A 17,774-nucleotide genomic window follows, 5' to 3' on the forward strand; every position below is an offset into this window, starting at 1 on the left:
CAATCCGCGCCGGAACCAGTTCGGCGCGGGTTAGGCTGTCCGATTTACGGGCGGACGACCGTATAGCCCTGCTCGTCAAGCTCGATGATCGACACGACGCCGGCCGGGACGATTTCCGCAAATTCGAAAATCGGCACATCCTTGCCCGATTTTCGCGCCATCGCCTCGCGGGTATTGTTGCAGGCCTCGAACGCCACATTCGGCATGCTGGCGGCAAAATTGGTGATCCGCTTGGCCACCGGCGAGGTATCGGGCCTGAGCATGTGCAGCCCGGCATTGAAGGCGACGATCTTGATGTCGACTTCCTCGCCACGCTCCGAATAGAGCTTGGAGACATTGACCGCCACATTCAGCACCGTGTTCATCTTCTGCGGATCATTGTCGCTGATCTGCAGCACCAGCTTGTGCATGCCTTCCTCGGCCAGCGCCGGCATCGCCGGCAGCACTGCGCCGGCCAGCAACATCAGCCCGGCAAAAACCCTCAAAAACTGCTTCATCTCCACCCTCCTCCTCAAATATAGAAAATTCAGAATATCTGATGCACTCCACCCGGCAAAGGCAATTGTCGGTGACCCAAAGTGGCAAGCCGGAAAAAGCACCCCTTAAAGAAAAGTTACGCAGCATAAAAATCCAAACGGATGCCTGCTCGTCCTTGCCAACAACTGGTTGAACAGATGGGCGACAGACCAAGGAACCGGCCTGAATTCTCTTGACCCTTATGCTGATTGCCGTTTCAGCTCTCTTCCACGGCACATCGGCAAGAATACCGGCACATCCGGAGATGGGGATAAAACTTCAGCGGCAAACGGGACGAACACCGATGGTTCATGGCTCCAGACGTCAACACCAAAGGCCAAGGCGAGGGTTCGCTGCTCGAGCTGCAACAGTTTGCGGCCGAGGCAGGTTCACACCGAATGCAGCCTGTACGGCGGCTGGGGAAAAATAGTCACCGGGGCGAAGCATCCCTCCACCTGTCCGCGCTGCGGTGGCGACCGGAAAGTCCTGCAGAACCGGAAATGCACCTCATGCTTCGGCACAGGGGATCGAAACGGCTGAATGCCGTAAGTTCACGGCATATCGCAACCAACCCTCGGCCATGCCTTCGCCCCGGGAGGCTTGGCCAAAACGCCCGCGTTTGCCCGCTGTGATGACGATCAAGAGCATGATCACGCCAGATCCATCCAGGCATTAAAATTCCAGCATGCTGCCCCTTGACCTTCCCCCTGATGGAAGCCCCACATTGGATAAACAGCATTGAGCTGGAACGCGACGACCGGTGTGTCTGATGCGCGGGAGCTGACCTGCGGCCATTTCCACAGCAGCTTTGAAAAGCGATTAGTTCAGCCTATCCGGCCGCTTCGCATGGAGACTTGAAATGACCAGAAACCTGTTTTTACACCTTATCATCAGCACCGCCTGGGTACCGCTTTCGGCGACGGCTGCCCTTGCACAGACCGGTGAAATACCCGGCGGCAATGTTCCGTACCAGTATGGCCACGGAATGATGTGGGGAGCCGGTCAATGGGGAGGATTTGGCATGGTTCTCGGGCCTATTTTCATGATTCTGGTGCTCGTCGGTATCGTCGCTGCCGTTATCTATGTCATGCGTCACATGGGCTCGGGCTTTGTAACCAGTGCTGGTCAACCGTCGAGCCGCGCCCATGACATCCTCAAGGAGAGGTATGCACGCGGAGAGATCGATTCCAAGGAGTTCGATGAGCGTCGGAAGATGCTCTCTGACTAGGCTGGCCGCGCCGGGTTTTCGATCGTGTTCTTTCCGTCTTTCTCGGTCGTGCAGGTTCATGACGCTTCAACTCACCTTCTTGCCGAGAAAACGAAAGATCACAGGTACGACATGAAACGACGGGATTTCCTGACTTCCGCCACCGCAACCCTGGTTGTTTCAGGTGGCGGTTCGATCTGGCCGCGCGCTGCCTTGGCCGCGGAAACACCGCGGCGACTGCAAATGCCACCGCTCATTGATACCCGCGTCAGCGGCAAGCTTGCCTTGGTCGCGCAAGCCGGAAACAGCAACTTCCTGGGCGGCAAATCCGTGCAGACCGCCGGCTACAGCCAGGGCTATCTCGGCCCCACCGTGATCATGCAGAACGGCGAGCTGGCCGCAGGCGTGGGCAACACCCTGGGCGAGCCAGTCAGTGTCCATTGGCATGGAATGAAGATTTCCGGTGACCATGACGGGGGACCGCATCAGCCGGTGCTTCCGGGGGAAGTCTGGAAATCGGAAATGCTGATCAACCAGGCCCCTGCGACCATCTGGTATCATTCCCATATTCACGAACGCACGGCCCAACAGGTCTACAACGGTCTGGCCGGCGTCATTCACGTCACCGATGGCAGGGACGATGATCGTGGGCTGCCATCGGCCTATGGCATCGACGATCTGACGCTGGTGCTGCAGGACCGCAGTTTCGACAGCAACGGCCGCATGGTCTATGAGCCTTCGATGATGGACCGGATGCACGGGTTTCATGGCAACCGCATGCTCGTCAACGGCCAATCAGGGACAGTCGCCGCGGTTCCCAACGGGGTCGTCCGGCTTCGTCTGCTCAATGGGTCGAACGCGCGCATCTACAGTCTGTTTTTCAACGACGAACGCCCCATGCATCTGGTGGCGACCGATGGCGGTTTCCTGCCGCAGCCGATCGCGCTTGATGTGCTTCAGCTGGCTCCGGGTGAGCGCGCCGAAATCCTCGTGGATTTCGCGGGCGCAGGGACGCCGGTGCTGATGAGTGATCCCGGCCAGGCCTATGGTGTGCTTGATTTTGCCATCGATGAAACGCTGCCGGCACGAATAACGAGCCTCCCGGACAAATTTGGCGATCCACTCGAAGAGCTGAACGGACTGGACACAAAGACCCGCACGATTTCGCTGGACATGGGAATGGGCATGATGATGGGCAGTGGCGGTTTTGCCATCAATGGCCAGCCATTCGATATGGACCGCATTGATTTCAATGTCGCGCTGGGTTCGGTGGAGCGCTGGATTATTCGCAGTTCGATGGTCGCACACCCTTTCCACGTTCATGGGGTGCAGTTCCGTGTTCTCAGCGAGGACGGTGCGCCGCCACGTCCGGAAAATTCGGGATGGAAGGATACAGTACTCGTTCCCGGCGAAACCGAAATTCTGGCTCGGTTCGAACACCCGGCCAGCAGGAAAAACCCGTTCATGCTCCATTGCCACATCCTCGAGCACGAGGACGCAGGAATGATGGCCCAGTTCACTGTCAGCTGAGCGTCTCATGCCGGACTAAAAAAGCGTTGGTAGGCCCGGAGGGACTCGAACCCCCAACCAATCCGTTATGAGCGGACGGCTCTAACCAGTTGAGCTACAGGCCCGGATCGCGAAGGTGACGCGCCAGATTAATCGCCCGACCAGTCGAGCATGACGCCTGATGGTCGGGCCGGACACGCCGTCCGGACAGCAGCCATTTAGCCCAATTCGTCCGCCTTCACAAGCCGTTGGCTGCGCGCAACCCACAGCCATTTGGCTGAAACGTCCGTGGCCGCAGAATCAGGCATCTGGCAACATCCGCGCATACGCGACCAAGGCCAGCCCCGCGCCGGGCTGTGGCCATCAGGGCTGCCGCAGGCTATTGAGGTACGGTGCTGTTTGGCGCGCTTGCGTCGGTGTCGGCGCTGCCGCATTGCCTCCACAATCGCGCCAGATAAGGTGCTGTCGGGACGTTTTACACAACATCGGAGATTTTCATGACCCCGTTTTTTCTCGCCCGCGGCTCGGTGCTGCTTGCCGGCGCGCTTGCCGCCTCCCTGCTCGCCACACAATTGCCGGCGCGCGCCGATGACGCCAAACGCGTCGACCCCGGGGTGATCACGGTTTCCGCCGAAGGGGTTGCCGCCGTTGCGCCCGACATGGCGGTGATTTCGCTGACCGTGCTGCGCGAGGCTGAAACCGCACGCGCAGCGCTTGACGCCAACAATGCGGCGATGACCCAGGTGCTCGAGGCCATGAAGGCCGAGGGTATTGCCGAGCGCGACCTGCAGACCGGCACGTTTTCCGTCCAGCCGCGCTGGATCTATCCCGACAACAAGGATGGCCGAAACGATCCGCCGGAGATCGTCGGCTATACAGTCAACAACACGCTGACCGTGCGGGTTCGCGATCTTGACCGGCTGGGCGCCATCCTCGACAGCTCCGTCAGCCTCGGCGTCAACCAGGGCGGCGACGTGGTGTTTACCAATGACGACCAGGACAGCGCCCGCGACACGGCCCGCAAGGACGCCATCGCCAAGGCCAGAGCCAAGGCCATGGACATGACCGAAGCGCTTGGCGTCGGGCTTGGCCGTATTACCCAGATCTCCGAGAATTCCTACAGCGCGCCGCCGATGCCGATGATGCGCGCCGAAATGGCGATGGCCGCCAAGGCAGACAGTTCGGTCCCGGTTGCCGCCGGCGAGAACGAATACCGCGTCACCGTCAGCGTCACCTGGGAAATTGACCAGTAACGGCAATCCTGCGGCCAATATCAGGAACAATGCAAAACCCCGGGAGATCCGCTCTCCCGGGGTTTTGTTCATTCAAGGATTTGCCGGCAGTTTAGCGGCGGACGCTGATCACCGGGCAGTGGCGCTGGTTGGCGAAGGCAACCCGCATCGAGCGGCCGTGACGGGCACCTTCAACAACGACCCGGCGGTGGTTGTCGCGAACGATGTGGGTGCGGTGCAGACCCATGCTGCGGGCCTTGCTCAGCGCCCTGCTAGGACGGCATTCATTGCGGGCTTGATGGCGCGGACGCTGGAACCGATCCCAGCCGCGGTTATGGCCATGGCGGCCGTTGTTCCAGTGACGATCGCCACGGCGGTCATCATTGCGGACCATGATGGCGCTGGTGGCGCCGCCAACGGAAAGGCTGAAGCCGATGTCGCCGGCAGTAGCTGCGGGAGCGGATGCGGCGACGCCGGCAGAAGCGACGACAAGGGCGGCGAGTGTATTGCGCAGGAAGGATTTCATGGCTTTTCTCCTCGTGGGGCGCCTCTGGCGCCAAGTTGTTGATCTCATGCACCGATCGTTTGTGCCGATCGATTGACCCCAAATTATCCCCGCCTGCCTGAACCCAATCGGAACTGCCCGTTCATCTGTCGTTCAGGAAAATTGCCCGCCTTAATCGGGCTTAAAAACCCCGCTCACAATTCCCGCCCCCAGACCTGCAACGGCTTGGTGGTTTCCTCCGTCGCGCCAAGGTCGGGCCATCTGAATTGCGCCACCAGACCTTCGAGCGGCCGGTAGCCGCGCCGTCGCCAGAAGCCATCAAGCGGGACATGATCGGCTGGTCGCGCCGGGTGAGCCTCCGGCCGCACCACGGCGGCGAACACGGCGCGCCCAAAGCCTTGCGCCCGGCCTGCAGCTTCGCGCATTTCGAAAAATCGTTTGCCTGCGCCTTGCCCGCGCCAGGCCGGCTCCAGCACCGATTCGGCGAGGTAGAAATAATCCGCGGGATCAAGCCCCGCGCGGGCAAACGGGATGGCAAATTCGCCGGCGTGGTCAGCCAGCGGCGCTGCCGTGGCAGCGCCGACCATGCGGCCCGCCGGATCTCGCGCGGCAATCACCACCGCGCCCTCGGAGGCGGCGAACTGCGCGAGATACCGCGCCTCATAGGCAGCGTCGCCTGCGTAGAGATAGGGCCAGGCGGCAAACACCAAGATCCTGAGCCGCGCCAAATCATCGAGCGCGGCTGCAATCTCGCTCGCAGACAACAGCGAAAATGTCAGTTGCCCGTTCGATTGCATCGGCCTTGCCGCCTCAGCCAGCCTTAACCTGTTTGGTCCAGTCGTTGAGGTTGTAGCTGGTCGACACCCGGCTGATCAGGCTGTCATCGATTTCGAAAAAGATCCCTGCCGGCAGCGAATAGCGCTGGCCATTGGCCTCGGGCAGCCCCTCGGCGGTGGCGAGATAGCTGCCGCGCACGGTAAATTCCGCCGCAGCTCGGTTGCCGCTCTCATCCACCATGATGGCAATATCGCCGAGTTCCTCGTCATAATGGCGGGCCATGGAGGCGTTGAACCAGCGGAATTTCTCCTTGCCGATCTCGCGGCCACCCTGGTTGATGTCGTGGATCACATCATCGCTGAGACAGGCCAGCATGGCATCGAAATCCTTGGCGTTGAAGGCGTCGAGATAGCGGCTGATCAGGGCTGTGGTTTCAACTCGGCTCATGGCGGGCTCCCGGAGGCAAAAGATTGGCAGACAGGGTGAATACAGACCACCAGAGGTGCCACAGGCCGCAAGCCCGACGCAAGCGGCAATTACCGGCCTGCACGCAAGGCTGCACCGGATCCCGTGGGCAAATGTGTCAGGACGGATCGAGACTGGCGATTTCGGCCCGCAACCGGGCAATGGCATCGGCGACGGCACCAGCGTCAAGATCGTCGAGCCGGATGGCAAGATCGCTCAGGACGGCAGCCTCGCGCGTCCTGATTTCGGCAAAGACTTCCTCTCCCTTAGGCGTCAACGCCACAAATGGCGAGCGCTTGTGGCGGGGATTGGCAACGAATTCAAGCAGCCCCAATTTCACCAGCGCATTGGAGATCTGCTGGATGTGCTGGCGGGTGACATTCTTGGCCCGCGCAACATCCGGCACCGTGCCCTCGCCGTTGATCGACAGATGCTCCATCAGCGCCCGCATCGCGCTGGTGACCTTGAGATCGGCGTGCAGCCGATCGCCCAGTGCCGCGAGCGCATTGGAGCCGCGGCGGATTTCGAAAAACAACCGCGAGAGCTCCGCCGTCTTGTCTGTCATTTCCACTCCCCGGGGCGCGCGCGCCCCCGCATTACTGTCACCATCAGGCCGGTGCCCAGGCTGCGACACCACCGCCCCAGCACGTAGAGAGGCAAAGATGCCCTTTTTGACCCCGCCTCTTCAAGGCCGAATGCCACCCGCACCGTCCCGTCCCCGTTTTTCAGGACGGCAGCGCCGCGGCTGAGCCGGGTGACACCAACGGATGGCGCGCACGCCAAATCCTCCCGCCAGCAGGTTTTGCAGGCGGGATGAGTAGAAAATTCCGGGCTCCGGAGGGCCGCGCGCGGGCGTCGCCTCTGAAGGAATGGGTAGTATGGGGGGCGCACCTCGCGCGCGGGCCCGATCATCGCCGGATGATGTCCACATCCGACAGACAGCGACTGGCTTGGCGTTTCCCGCTTGAGGGTTTTCACCCGACGCGGAGATCCTCAGGACTGACCGAACCGCCGCCCTGGACAGGGACCGCGGCGCAAGCTTCTGGCGTGGGATCCGGCACGGTTTGCATCCCCGTCACAAGGCTGCATGGACGTGATCGTTCAGGCAAAACACCTGAACGCGCCACGCACGACGGGGGCGAAAACCGCCACAGGCCCGGTCCGCTGTCAGATCCCGGTGCCCGGCAAGCGGGCACGAGAATCCGAGGACGGTCCGGTGGCTGGCCGAACCTGCTCACCCGCAAGGGTGAACAAAGCTCGCCAGCGGAGCCACGCTGGTCACCGCCTCCCCCCGGTTCCCGCCACACGTTATGGCAGATCCCGAGAGGCCTTCCTCCCACCTGGCTCGAAGCGTTCGCGATCCATCCGGCAGCGGGAGCGGGAGCAGTGTGGCATGGGCGCGGAGGGTGTGGACAAAATCGGGGGGGGGGGGATTTTTCACGGCAAACCCGGACGGCGCTTCCGCCTGATACCGCTGCAGCCGTTTGTGACCGGTCACCCGGCTAATCCGGTTAAGTTCACAAAGCCCAGTCATCCGCAATTCGCCGGCAACAAGAGCCCCGACAAACGATACGCGCTGATTTGTAACAGTTGTTGCATTCCAGAACATCGCAGCCCCTCCTGCCAACGTCGGAATGTAAACACCCTATCCGGTCAATTCTGTAAGCAACCTATCCGGTCCAGATACGATTTGTATCCTCTCCCACCAGGGGAGAGGATACCCCGCCGGCGTCTGGCCTCAATTGACCAGGCGCAAGCCCGATACCGATTGGCCGATCGCCGAAAATGCCTTTTTCAGGGAGACGACATCGCTGGCCATGAAGAAGTTGTCCTTGCGCGTGGCACAATTGGAAAACAGGTTCACCACCGACGACGACGTGGTTTTGTAGAGCACGGTATAGACCTCGACCCCGAGCTTCTTGATCGCCACACACATGTTGGCTGTCGACTGGTTAAGATAAGATTCGGCTGCAGACTGGGTGGTCGTCGAATTGATGCGCTTGTCGGCCAGGAAACCGTAGGAGCCATAGTCGGATTTGTTGATGGTGTTGCTGGCGCCATAGGAAACATTGGTGCCGTCGGTCATGATCACCAGGATCTTGGACGCAGCGTCGGAGCCAAAGGGCGCAGCCTGGGTGTAGGGCGCATCAGGTGACAAGACCCGCCAGCCCCACGCCAAACCCTCGGCAATATTGGTACCCGAGCCATTCCAGTACTGCATCGCGTCAATGCCGGATCTGACCTTTGTGAGATCTGTTGTCAGCGGCACGATCGGTGTCGGGCAGGCGCGGTTTGGCCCCAGCGTCAACGGCCCGGTATTATCCCGGAAATTCCCGGGGACCGCGGTTTCGGTCTTGTACTTGGTTGTCGAGCGCTGCACCGTGGCATAATCGCCAGAGATGCCGTCATTCAGCCAGGAATTATTGAACGCTGTGGCGGTGTTTCCACCCGTGCTGATCCGGTCGCCGGGCTCATCGGGGGCGAAATAGGGCACAAACAGCGTATTGGGGTTGCTGGCATCGGGCGGGGTGAGATCGGTGTTGTAGGGCACAGGCCGGGCTTCGACGCAGCCCTTCCAGCTTGTCCCCGACCAGCCAAACAGATTGAAATGGTGCGGGTAGTTTGACGAATTGAAATCGGTGTTGTTGTTGCCGGTGGATTTTCGGGTGGCCCGCTGCGCGTCGGTGAGAAACGTCCAACCATTATAGACCGAATTTCCGGAGGTATCGATCCAGCTGCTGTCGTAGCCCTCCCCCTTGACATTGACGCTGGTGACGAACGGAATGAGCCCAACCTTGAGGCTTTGTTGCGAGGTATCAACATCATTGAGGGCATCAAGCAGGGCGTGGGAAGCGTCCTTCAGCGCGCTGATGCCGCCTGATCCCATGGATCCGGTGTTATCAAGCGCGACCGCGATTTCGATAGCGCGGGTCGATATATAGGTGGAAGCCGACACTGTAATCGTGTTGGGCATGAACCGGCCAAGAAACACCAGCGGAATGGTCACCTCCGCGTGGGCATCGGAGCGGATATAGTTCATCCCCATCGTCAGATCGATGCCCTCATCGACCAGTGTCATGTCGTCGTTTTGCGACACTTGTGCCTGCAGTATCTGGCGATAAATGGCTTCGCGATCGATCGCTTCCGAACTTTTTTTGGAAACCGCCAGAACCGCGCTATCGACCATGTTCTGCAATTCGACCTTGGCGCGGGACATGTTGGTGTAATCCACCGCAAAGCCTGCCGAGACAAACAGCAAGGGCACCAGAACCGCGGTTAACATGCCGAAATTGCCACGGTTGCATTGCCAGATTTTTCTTGGCTCCACACACTTCGAACGCATGCGATCACTCCAACGGTTTGAGACAGAAACGTGAAACGAAATCAGATCCCGCCAACAATGGCGTTGCTACCGTAAAGGGAGCCTTAAAGAAAATGCGCGCGGCGAAAGGCGGCAAGATCTACTTCAGATCATGATGAACAATACCTCACCGCCAGCGGATGTATTGTCTCCTTTTACGTGGTCTTCCGGGGCAAGCGTGGCGCGCTGTGTGAAGATCTGCCGCGAACGGACACGCTGACGTGCACCTAAAAATCCGGAAACCCGCGGGCTTTCCACTCGGCGCGCGGGATCGGGGTTCCGATGCTCAGGGCAAAGCTTGCTACCTTGAAAGCGTCATCATCAACCGTGCAGCGAAAAGACAGTGCGTACCAGGCACCGCCGGCACGGAAGGCAGCATCCGAAACCGTCAGCACATTGCCGCTGTCGAGCCGGTAGGCCGGCAGCAACTCGGGCTGATAGGACGGTGTGTTGTTGCGCAATTGCTCGCGCAATTCGGTGGTGCAGAGCTGGCTGGCACGAAGGTCACGCGGCAGGCTGCCCATCGCCACCATTGCCGCCCGGTCCTCGGTCAGAACCGGAGAAAACAGCCGCTCGGCCTCGGTGAGGTCGGCTGGCGCTGCGGTGTCCACCGCGGATTCAACAGCCGTTTCCGCATTGGTTTCGACTGGTGGCTGGCTGGCCTCGGGTTCAGTGATCTCGGGGTCAGCGGGCTCTGCCGGGATAGGGGCTGGCGGCAGGGCGTCGGGGTCCGGCTCGTTCAGTGCGTCTTGCGGCAGGCCGGAGTCGGGCAGCGTGAGTTCGGGAAGCGACAGCCCGGCGATCTCCGGCTCTGACGCCTCGGGCGCGGGCGGAACTTGTTGCGGCGCGTCTGGCGCGGAGGCGGCGGCATCGGTCTGGGACGGATCAGGCTCGGTGGGTTCCGGCACGGGCGATTGTGTGGCGGTCTCGGTGTCAGATGGTTCAAGATCGGCAGGTTCGGTTGTACTGTTGCCATCAAGCGCCACCCGCGGTCCGGCATCACGTTCGCCAAACTGGAACACCGGCCTGAAAACCGGGATCGGCACAGCCTCGCCTGCTGACGGCTCTCCGGAGGGAGGCGGAGATGCAGCTTGCTCCAACTCCGGTTCGGGCGGACTTTCAGCCTGCTCAGGCGCTTCGGGCGCGGGCGGTTCCTCGGTCGCCGGTTCGGGCGTTTCCGGCCCAGGCTCAGGCTCAGGTTCGGGTTCGGGTTGGGGTTCGGGTTCTTGTGCCGGCTCCGGCGGGGCGACCAGCGTCACCTCCACCACCTGCTCGTCGGGTTCCGGCTCGGGCACAGGCACGGGCAGCCGCATCAGCAACGCCGCCAACACCACGCCATGCAGCGCCAGCGACACCAGCAAGGCGCGGCTCAGTCCGTTTGACCAGATCCTGTGCAAAATCCTCATGGGGCGATCCATAGCAGCAAATACGGCCCGGCAAGGGCAGGAGCAGAGATTGTTGTCATCACTTTGGTGTTAACCGCCCAAGGCCGGGCCAGGCGAGGGTGTGACGCCGCACCAGCTTGCCCCGCGCAGCACTTGCTGGCATGACAGGCACACAGTTTCACGGGGATACCAGATGAGCGGATACACACTTTACTGGAAGCCGGGATCGGGCTCGATGGTGGTCGAAGCGGCATTGCGACTGATCGGCCTGCCCTTTGACGGCGTCCGCATCGAGGGCACCGCCGGATTGGCCAAGCCAGAATTCCTGACGCTCAACCCTGCCGGCAAGGTGCCGGTGCTCAGGCTTGCCTGTGGCGAGGTGATGGCCGAGAGCGTGGCCATTCTGCTGGCGCTCGATGACCTGTTTCCCGAGGCGCGGCTGCTGCCGCCGCACGGCGCACCGGCACGGCACAAGGCAGTGCAATGGCTGGTGTTCATGACCGCCAACATCTATCCCGATGCGCTGCGCTATTACTATCCCGAGCGCCACACAACCGACAGCTCTCCAGAAGCCGCCGAGGCAATCAAACAGCAGGCGGCAAGCGACATGGATCGCGATTTCGCCCAGCTGGCGGGCGCCATCCAGGGCCCGTTCCTGCTAGGCCAGAGAATGACGATTGCCGATGTCTACGCGGCAATGCTGGCCGATTGGCACGCGCCGGCGATGAACCTGCCGGAGATCAGCGGACTCTCCAAACATGTGCTGGAAAATCCCACCGTCGCCGAGGCCTGGCGCCATCACGGGTTTGGCACATAAGCGGGCGGCCAGCGCTGGTTCGGTCTATTTCGGCGCGAGCATCATCACCACCAGTTTCACAGCCGCCAACAGGAACGGTGCGGCGTGCATCAGCAAATCGAAGATGTCGATCGGCTTGATCAATGTGCCGGCCATCAGCATTTTCAGCTTCTCCCAGATATGCGGCTCCGGAAAGAACGGCGCCAGCCCCAGCGTCAGGCAGGCGATGATGACGATCGGCCAGGAAAACTGGTCGAGAATGTGGATCAGTTGCTCCATCAGCAAAGGTCTCCGGCAGAGTGCGGCCATAATCAGCGCGCAGCAGTGGTGAGACGCATATCGTGCGGGGCGCCCGGGAGTTCAATTCAAAACATTCAATTGGGCGAATATGTCGCGGTGGGGAGAACAACGCAAAAAGGGCGCGCCCGGTGGACACGCCCTTGTCTGTTCAGCATTGCACTGTCTTTTAGCTATCCAGGAAGCTCCTGAGCTTGCGTGAGCGGCTCGGGTGCTTGAGCTTGCGCAGGGCCTTGGCTTCGATCTGGCGGATACGTTCGCGGGTAACCGAGAACTGCTGGCCGACTTCCTCGAGCGTGTGGTCGGTGTTCATGCCAATGCCGAAGCGCATTCTGAGCACACGTTCTTCACGCGGGGTGAGCGAGGCCAACACGCGGGTGGTGGTTTCGCGCAGGTTCGCCTGAATGGCCGCATCGATCGGCAGGATGGCGTTCTTATCCTCGATGAAATCACCCAGATGCGAATCTTCCTCGTCGCCCACAGGGGTTTCGAGCGAGATCGGCTCCTTGGCGATTTTCAGCACCTTGCGCACTTTTTCGAGCGGCATGGCGAGTTTCTCGGCCAGTTCTTCCGGCGTCGGCTCGCGGCCGATCTCGTGCAGCATCTGCCGCGAGGTACGGACGATCTTGTTGATGGTCTCGATCATGTGCACCGGAATACGGATGGTGCGCGCCTGGTCGGCGATCGAGCGGGTGATTGCCTGCCGGATCCACCATGTGGCGTAGGTCGAGAACTTGTAACCGCGGCGGTATTCGAACTTGTCCACCGCCTTCATCAGGCCGATATTGCCTTCCTGAATGAGATCGAGGAACTGCAGGCCGCGATTGGTGTATTTCTTGGCGATCGAGATCACCAGACGAAGGTTGGCTTCAACCATTTCCTTCTTGGCGATGCGGGCTTCACGTTCGCCCTTCTGCACCATCTGCACGATGCGACGGAATTCGGCGATGGCAATGCCGGTACCCTGTGCCAGATTCTGGATCTCGGTGCGCAGGTCGCGGATGCCTTCGGATTCGGTCTTGGCAAATTCCTTCCAGCCCTTGGCCGACAGATTGGCGATCGACTTCATCCAGTTGGGATCAAGTTCGGCGCCAAGATACTGCAGCAGGAAGTCATCGCGCTTGACGCCATAGCTTTCAGCCAGACGCAGCAATTTGCCTTCGGTCTGAACCAGACGCTTGTTGATGTCGTAAAGCTGTTCGACCAGGTTATCGATGCGGTTCTGGTTGAGCGACAGCGACTTGACCGCGCTGATCAGAGCGTCCTTGAGCTCCTTGTAGCGGCGCTCCTGGGCCGGCGACAGCGTGCCGCTGGCAGCAAGGCGAGCTTCGACCTGCTGGTCCTGAAGCTTTCTGAGCTTCTTGTAGGTCTCGGCGATGGTGTCGAGCGTTTCCATCACCTGCGGGCGCAGCTCGGCCTCCATGGCGGCGAGCGAGAGATTGTTCTCGTCGTCGTCGTCCTCGTCCTCTTCATACTGGCCTTCGCCGCCGACATTGGTGACGTCGTCGGACTTGGCCTTTTCGGCGCGAACCTTTTCCTTTTCCTCGGCTACCTTGCGGTCGGCCTCGATCTTTTCCGGGCTCTGGAACTGCGGCGCAGCCTTGGCCTCGGGACCGGAATAGGTGGTTTCCAGATCGATGATCTCACGCAACAGCGTGGCGCCCTCGTTGAGCTCCTCGCGCCAGATGATGATGGCCTGGAAGGTCAGCGGGCTTTCGCAAAGCCCTGCGATCATGGTTTCGCGGCCGGCCTCGATGCGCTTGGCGATGGCGATTTCGCCTTCACGCGACAAAAGCTCCACCGAGCCCATCTCGCGCAGATACATCCTCACCGGGTCGTCGGTGCGGTCGGTCGGTTCTTTTTTCTTGGTGGTGGCGACAGCCGAACTTGACGCGGTGGCGACTTCGCCGCCTTCGCTTTGCTCTTCGCCATCACTATCGTCTTCGGCTTCCTTGTCTTCGCTGGCCTCGTCTTCCTCGACCACATTGATGCCCATATCGGAGAGCATCGACAGGATGTCCTCGATCTGCTCGGAGTTCACCTCTTCGGAAGGCAGCACCGCATTGAGCTCGTCCATCGTGACATAACCTCGTTTTTTCGAGGTTTTGATCATCTTCTTGACGGCGTCATCCGACAGGTCGAGCAACGGCCCATCGGCCACAGCGCCTTCGCGCTCGTTCTCGGTGTCGTCTGCTGCTTCTTTTACCTTGCTTGCCATGGACAGTCACTTTCCCCGGATCTTATTCGGTTGATGTCGGCCCAGCACCTGCCAATTGGCACAGGGCCCCCGCGGCTAGAGCGGGCGACTTTCGCGAATCATCCGGATTGTTGTGGCGTACGGATGCTTAATTCCCTATTAACCATGCCGATCGTGTTGGCCTGCCATCGCCAGGATGGCCGTTTGGCGCGAGACAATTGACTGCCCCTGAGAGCCAATCGATTCCGCGCATGTTACGTCAGGTAGCTGATTCCCACAAAAAACCTTTCCGTCAAGGCTTAAAGGGCAAAAAGCGCACTGTTGTGAAAATAATGGCACGATTGCCCGGTTTCACGGTTGAATTCATATGATTACCCTATGTAGGCGCGAGTTTGAACTTCACAAGAGCCCGGCTTAAGAATCGGTGCAGGTGACGGTGATCAGCCCGCCGCACCGCCACCGCCCTTGCCCCGGCCCGACAGCACCCCGAATCCATCGATGATGGCTTCCTGGTTCTCCAGCCGCGCAACCTCGAGCTGAACTTCGCGCAAGGCCAGCATCAACCGCGGGATGGCATTTTCGTCACCCTGCTCGGTCGCCTCGGCGATGTCGCGCTCAAGTTCGGCCTTCTGCCATTTGAGCGCCCGGGTGCGCTTGTGCAGCGCCAACGCCTGATGATAGCCCTCGCGCGCATCCTCCGCGGCTGCTTCGACGGTTGCGGTCCAGATCCGGGCGTTGCGCACGTGGCTTTCGAGCCGGGCGATGAAATCCCCCTGCCCGTCGGCCTCGAGCGCGGCAAACAGCCTTTCGCGGTCAAACCGTCCGCCCACTGACGCCGCATCGAGCATGACCTGCCAGACCCGCATCAGCCCCTTGTCTTCAAATTCCAGCGCCGCCAGTTCGTCAAATTCGTCATGCAGCATCTGCGGGTGGTTGGCGACCGTCATCACCAGCACGGTCTCCCTGAGCGACGGCAACACACCATGGCCGCGCACCATCCCCGACTGCGCCAGCCGTTCGGAAACGGCAACGCCATGGGCTGATGCTCCGCCCGGGCGTCCGCCGCCACGGCCACCTTCGCCGCTACGCTCACGGTCATATTTGCCACGTTCGAAATTGCCGCGCTTTCCCTGTTCGCGGCCGCCATAGCCGTAACCACCGCCGCCAAAGAACGCCTTCAGCCGATCGCGCATGTCCTGCTGGTAATGTCGGCGTACGCTCTCGTCGGCAATCATCGAGGTGATCTGGCGCAGCCGGGCTTCCAGCTCGGCACGAGCCTCAGGCGTCTCGAACACGCCGGCGCCGGATTCGCGCGCCCACACCACATCGGCCAGCGGTCGGGCTTGGGCAATCAACTGGTCGAACGGCTCGCGCCCATCCTGGCGCACCAGATCATCGGGATCCTTGCCCGACGGCAGTACCGCAATCCTGAGCGACCGTCCCGGCCCGACCAGGGGCAGTGCCAGATCGGCGGTCCGGTTGGCCGCACGCTGACCGGCCTCGTCGCCGTCAAAACACAACACCGGCTGCGGCGTCACCCGCCACAAAAGCTTGAGCTGATTCTCGCCCAGCGCCGTGCCCAGCGGCGCCACGGCGTTCTCGATTCCGGCTTGGGCCAGCGCGATCACGTCCATGTAGCCCTCGACCACGATCAACGTGCCATCCTGACCGCAGGCGCGGCGGGCGCGGGCAAAATTGTAAAGAACATTGCCCTTGTGAAACAGCTCGGTCTCGTTGGAATTGAGGTATTTGGCGGGTGCGGTGGGCGACAGCGCCCGGCCGCCAAAAGCGATCACCCGCTCTCGCGACGACAGGATCGGGAACATGATGCGATCCCGGAAACGGTCGTAGGAAACAGCGATATCGGGACCGTGGACCACCAGCCCGCAGGCCTCGATCTGGTCCTTGTCGACGCCGCGCGCGGCCAGATGCTCCTTGAGCGCACTGCGGCTATCGGAACTGTAGCCGAGCCGGAAGGCAGTGATCGTGCGCCCCGACAGGCCACGGTCGCGCAGATAGGCCCGCGCCTTGGCGCCCTGCGCGCCCTGCAGTTCTGTCTCGAAGAAAGACGCCGCCATCTCCATCACATCCTCGAGGCTGGCGCGCTGACGGTCGCGCCGCGCTGCTTCGGGATCGGGTGCAGGCAACGACACGCCGGCCATGTCGGCGACGCGCTCAACCGCTTCAGGAAAATTCAGGCTTTCGAGTTCGGTGAGAAATTTGAAATGGTCGCCCGACACCCCACAGCCAAAACAATGGTAGCGGCCCTTGCGATCCTCGCAGTGAAAGCTCGGGGATTTTTCGCCATGGAACGGACAGCACGCCCACCAGTCGCCGCGCGAGGTATTGGTTTTCTTGCGATCCCAGGTCACGTGACGGCCGATCACGTCCGAGATCGGAACCCGTTCGCGTAGGTCATCAAGAAAGGACGGTGAAAACCGCAAGATCGGCACGCCTCCGGCGCTTGGTAAAATTCGGGTTGCTATGCCGCCTATATAGGTGGTGCGGCAGGCGCTGGCAAAGATCTTGCGCACGCTCTCCCCGCTATTCACAAACCAGGCCCCCTGTATCGGGCCAAGGGGGCACTACAGATATGACACAGACATTTGCGACCAGATTTTGTGGCGCCCTAGCCTTCGAAATCACCTGGCCGCGAATACCGCTGCAAAACGGATGGTTTTGTAAACGAATTTGAAATTGGCAAGGCAATGAATCCGGGTCAGAATTGGCGCATGATAAAAACCATTGCCTTTGATGCAGACGATACACTTTGGGAAAACGAGCAGTTTTATCAGCTAACGGAAAAGCAGTTCCAGGCGCTGTTGAGTGACCATGCGGACAAGGAGCAGCTTTCAAAACGCTTGCTGGCCGCAGAGAAGCGCAATCTGGCAACCTATGGTTTCGGCATCAAGGGCTTCGTTTTGTCCATGATTGAAACAGCAATCGAAGTTACTGATGGGCAGGTATCGACAGATACAATTTCCAAAATTCTGGCAATTGGCCGCGATCTCCTCGGGCACCCTATCGAATTATTAGAGGGTGCTCGCGAGGTGCTCGACGAATTGGCGGACCGCTATACCCTGATACTTATTACCAAGGGTGACCTGTTCGACCAAGAGCGCAAGATTGCTCAATCAGGTTTAGCCGAGAAATTTGCCGCAATCGAAATTGTGCCTGACAAAAGTGCCGCTGTGTACCGGCGCATATTTTCTCAACGAGCCGCTGAACCAGAAGCCACAGTCATGGTCGGGAACTCGCTTAAATCAGATATAGTCCCTGTTCTGGAAGTCGGGGCATGGGGCGTGTTTGTTCCGCACGCGCTTACATGGTCAATCGAACATACTGACACGCCAGTGGAACATGAGCGATTCAAGCAGATTGACAGCATGAGGGATTTGCTAGGCTTGCTGTCGCGTATGCCCTAATTCAAGCATTTGCAGCGTAATTGCGTGTATCGGATTTTCGGCATCTTGCGACCGAATCCGAAGGCCGGCATCTCCGCAAGGCGGTGTTGGGGCGAACTGCAG

The 17,774-nt window shown here is 60.5% G+C and carries 15 protein-coding genes and 1 tRNA gene; 5 read left to right on the forward strand and 11 right to left on the reverse strand.

Annotation, left to right across the window (positions count from 1 at the left end; genetic code table 11):
- Positions 1-44: 44 nt before the first annotated feature.
- Positions 45-497, reverse strand: a complete 453-nt coding sequence (locus tag ACK6D9_RS19005) for a hypothetical protein (RefSeq protein WP_412049704.1) — start codon at positions 495-497, stop codon at positions 45-47.
- 878 nt (positions 498-1,375) lie between these two features.
- On the opposite strand from ACK6D9_RS19005, the gene ACK6D9_RS19010 reads away from it, so the two are divergent.
- Positions 1,376-1,744: an SHOCT domain-containing protein gene (locus tag ACK6D9_RS19010; RefSeq protein ID WP_412049705.1), complete on the forward strand. Its 369-nt coding sequence runs from the start codon at positions 1,376-1,378 to the stop codon at positions 1,742-1,744.
- A gap of 111 nt (positions 1,745-1,855) precedes the next feature.
- On the forward strand, positions 1,856-3,253 hold the full coding sequence (locus ACK6D9_RS19015) for a multicopper oxidase domain-containing protein (RefSeq protein WP_412049706.1): 1,398 nt from the start codon (positions 1,856-1,858) through the stop codon (positions 3,251-3,253).
- Positions 3,254-3,280: 27 nt separating this feature from the next.
- Here the strand turns inward: ACK6D9_RS19015 and ACK6D9_RS19020 are convergent.
- Positions 3,281-3,357, reverse strand: a tRNA-Ile gene (locus ACK6D9_RS19020).
- 372 nt (positions 3,358-3,729) lie between these two features.
- Between ACK6D9_RS19020 and ACK6D9_RS19025 the strand changes: the two genes are divergently transcribed.
- Positions 3,730-4,485, forward strand: coding sequence for an SIMPL domain-containing protein (locus ACK6D9_RS19025; protein ID WP_322990059.1), 756 nt, complete (start codon positions 3,730-3,732; stop codon positions 4,483-4,485).
- Positions 4,486-4,576: 91 nt separating this feature from the next.
- Here ACK6D9_RS19025 and ACK6D9_RS19030 read toward each other — a convergent pair whose 3' ends face one another.
- The 6 genes from ACK6D9_RS19030 to ACK6D9_RS19055 all read right to left on the reverse strand — a co-directional run bounded on the left by ACK6D9_RS19030 (position 4,577) and on the right by ACK6D9_RS19055 (position 10,978).
- Complete coding sequence (locus tag ACK6D9_RS19030) at positions 4,577-4,990, reverse strand: hypothetical protein (RefSeq protein WP_412049707.1); 414 nt, start codon at positions 4,988-4,990, stop codon at positions 4,577-4,579.
- A gap of 173 nt (positions 4,991-5,163) precedes the next feature.
- Positions 5,164-5,766: a GNAT family N-acetyltransferase gene (locus ACK6D9_RS19035; protein WP_412049708.1), complete on the reverse strand. Its 603-nt coding sequence runs from the start codon at positions 5,764-5,766 to the stop codon at positions 5,164-5,166.
- A gap of 13 nt (positions 5,767-5,779) precedes the next feature.
- Positions 5,780-6,193: a ketosteroid isomerase-related protein gene (locus tag ACK6D9_RS19040; protein WP_322990056.1), complete on the reverse strand. Its 414-nt coding sequence runs from the start codon at positions 6,191-6,193 to the stop codon at positions 5,780-5,782.
- Between the two features lie 136 nt (positions 6,194-6,329).
- Complete coding sequence (locus ACK6D9_RS19045) at positions 6,330-6,776, reverse strand: MarR family winged helix-turn-helix transcriptional regulator (protein WP_412049709.1); 447 nt, start codon at positions 6,774-6,776, stop codon at positions 6,330-6,332.
- 1,173 nt (positions 6,777-7,949) lie between these two features.
- Positions 7,950-9,554, reverse strand: coding sequence for a pilus assembly protein TadG-related protein (locus ACK6D9_RS19050; protein WP_412049710.1), 1,605 nt, complete (start codon positions 9,552-9,554; stop codon positions 7,950-7,952).
- A 245-nt stretch (positions 9,555-9,799) separates the two neighbouring features.
- Positions 9,800-10,978 carry a DUF930 domain-containing protein gene (locus ACK6D9_RS19055; protein ID WP_412049711.1) on the reverse strand — a complete coding sequence of 393 codons (1,179 nt, stop codon included), beginning with the start codon at positions 10,976-10,978 and terminating at the stop codon, positions 9,800-9,802.
- Between the two features lie 172 nt (positions 10,979-11,150).
- Between ACK6D9_RS19055 and ACK6D9_RS19060 the strand changes: the two genes are divergently transcribed.
- Positions 11,151-11,774, forward strand: coding sequence for a glutathione S-transferase family protein (locus tag ACK6D9_RS19060; protein WP_412049712.1), 624 nt, complete (start codon positions 11,151-11,153; stop codon positions 11,772-11,774).
- Positions 11,775-11,798: 24 nt separating this feature from the next.
- Here the strand turns inward: ACK6D9_RS19060 and ACK6D9_RS19065 are convergent, their stop codons facing one another.
- The 3 genes from ACK6D9_RS19065 to dnaG form a co-directional block, all read right to left on the reverse strand.
- Positions 11,799-12,032 carry a hypothetical protein gene (locus ACK6D9_RS19065; RefSeq protein WP_412049713.1) on the reverse strand — a complete coding sequence of 78 codons (234 nt, stop codon included), beginning with the start codon at positions 12,030-12,032 and terminating at the stop codon, positions 11,799-11,801.
- 187 nt (positions 12,033-12,219) lie between these two features.
- On the reverse strand, positions 12,220-14,268 hold the full coding sequence (rpoD, locus tag ACK6D9_RS19070; RefSeq protein ID WP_412049714.1) for an RNA polymerase sigma factor RpoD: 2,049 nt from the start codon (positions 14,266-14,268) through the stop codon (positions 12,220-12,222).
- A gap of 419 nt (positions 14,269-14,687) precedes the next feature.
- Complete coding sequence (gene dnaG, locus ACK6D9_RS19075; protein WP_412051847.1) at positions 14,688-16,691, reverse strand: DNA primase; 2,004 nt, start codon at positions 16,689-16,691, stop codon at positions 14,688-14,690.
- Between the two features lie 288 nt (positions 16,692-16,979).
- Between dnaG and ACK6D9_RS19080 the strand changes: the two genes are divergently transcribed.
- Entirely contained in the window at positions 16,980-17,672 is a 693-nt protein-coding gene (locus ACK6D9_RS19080) for an HAD family hydrolase (protein WP_412049715.1), read from the forward strand.
- Positions 17,673-17,774 lie beyond the last annotated feature (102 nt).

Origin of the sequence: Hoeflea sp. Naph1 (genome assembly GCF_046837775.1) — a bacterium.
Lineage (GTDB): Bacteria > Pseudomonadota > Alphaproteobacteria > Rhizobiales > Rhizobiaceae > Hoeflea.

Excerpts from the sequence above, each read along its gene's own strand:
- ACK6D9_RS19040 (WP_322990056.1), bottom strand. The coding sequence starts at position 6,193 with ATGAGCCGAGTTGAAACCACAGCCCTGATCAGCCGCTATCTCGACGCC.
- ACK6D9_RS19065 (WP_412049713.1), bottom strand. The coding sequence starts at position 12,032 with ATGGAGCAACTGATCCACATTCTCGACCAGTTTTCCTGGCCGATCGTC.
- ACK6D9_RS19080 (WP_412049715.1), top strand. The coding sequence starts at position 16,980 with ATGATAAAAACCATTGCCTTTGATGCAGACGATACACTTTGGGAAAAC.
- ACK6D9_RS19050 (WP_412049710.1), bottom strand. The coding sequence starts at position 9,554 with ATGCGTTCGAAGTGTGTGGAGCCAAGAAAAATCTGGCAATGCAACCGT.
- ACK6D9_RS19030 (WP_412049707.1), bottom strand. The coding sequence starts at position 4,990 with ATGAAATCCTTCCTGCGCAATACACTCGCCGCCCTTGTCGTCGCTTCT.
- ACK6D9_RS19010 (WP_412049705.1), top strand. The coding sequence starts at position 1,376 with ATGACCAGAAACCTGTTTTTACACCTTATCATCAGCACCGCCTGGGTA.
- ACK6D9_RS19060 (WP_412049712.1), top strand. The coding sequence starts at position 11,151 with ATGAGCGGATACACACTTTACTGGAAGCCGGGATCGGGCTCGATGGTG.
- ACK6D9_RS19035 (WP_412049708.1), bottom strand. The coding sequence starts at position 5,766 with ATGCAATCGAACGGGCAACTGACATTTTCGCTGTTGTCTGCGAGCGAG.
- ACK6D9_RS19055 (WP_412049711.1), bottom strand. The coding sequence starts at position 10,978 with ATGAGGATTTTGCACAGGATCTGGTCAAACGGACTGAGCCGCGCCTTG.
- rpoD (WP_412049714.1), bottom strand. The coding sequence starts at position 14,268 with ATGGCAAGCAAGGTAAAAGAAGCAGCAGACGACACCGAGAACGAGCGC.
- ACK6D9_RS19045 (WP_412049709.1), bottom strand. The coding sequence starts at position 6,776 with ATGACAGACAAGACGGCGGAGCTCTCGCGGTTGTTTTTCGAAATCCGC.
- ACK6D9_RS19025 (WP_322990059.1), top strand. The coding sequence starts at position 3,730 with ATGACCCCGTTTTTTCTCGCCCGCGGCTCGGTGCTGCTTGCCGGCGCG.
- ACK6D9_RS19015 (WP_412049706.1), top strand. The coding sequence starts at position 1,856 with ATGAAACGACGGGATTTCCTGACTTCCGCCACCGCAACCCTGGTTGTT.
- ACK6D9_RS19005 (WP_412049704.1), bottom strand. The coding sequence starts at position 497 with ATGAAGCAGTTTTTGAGGGTTTTTGCCGGGCTGATGTTGCTGGCCGGC.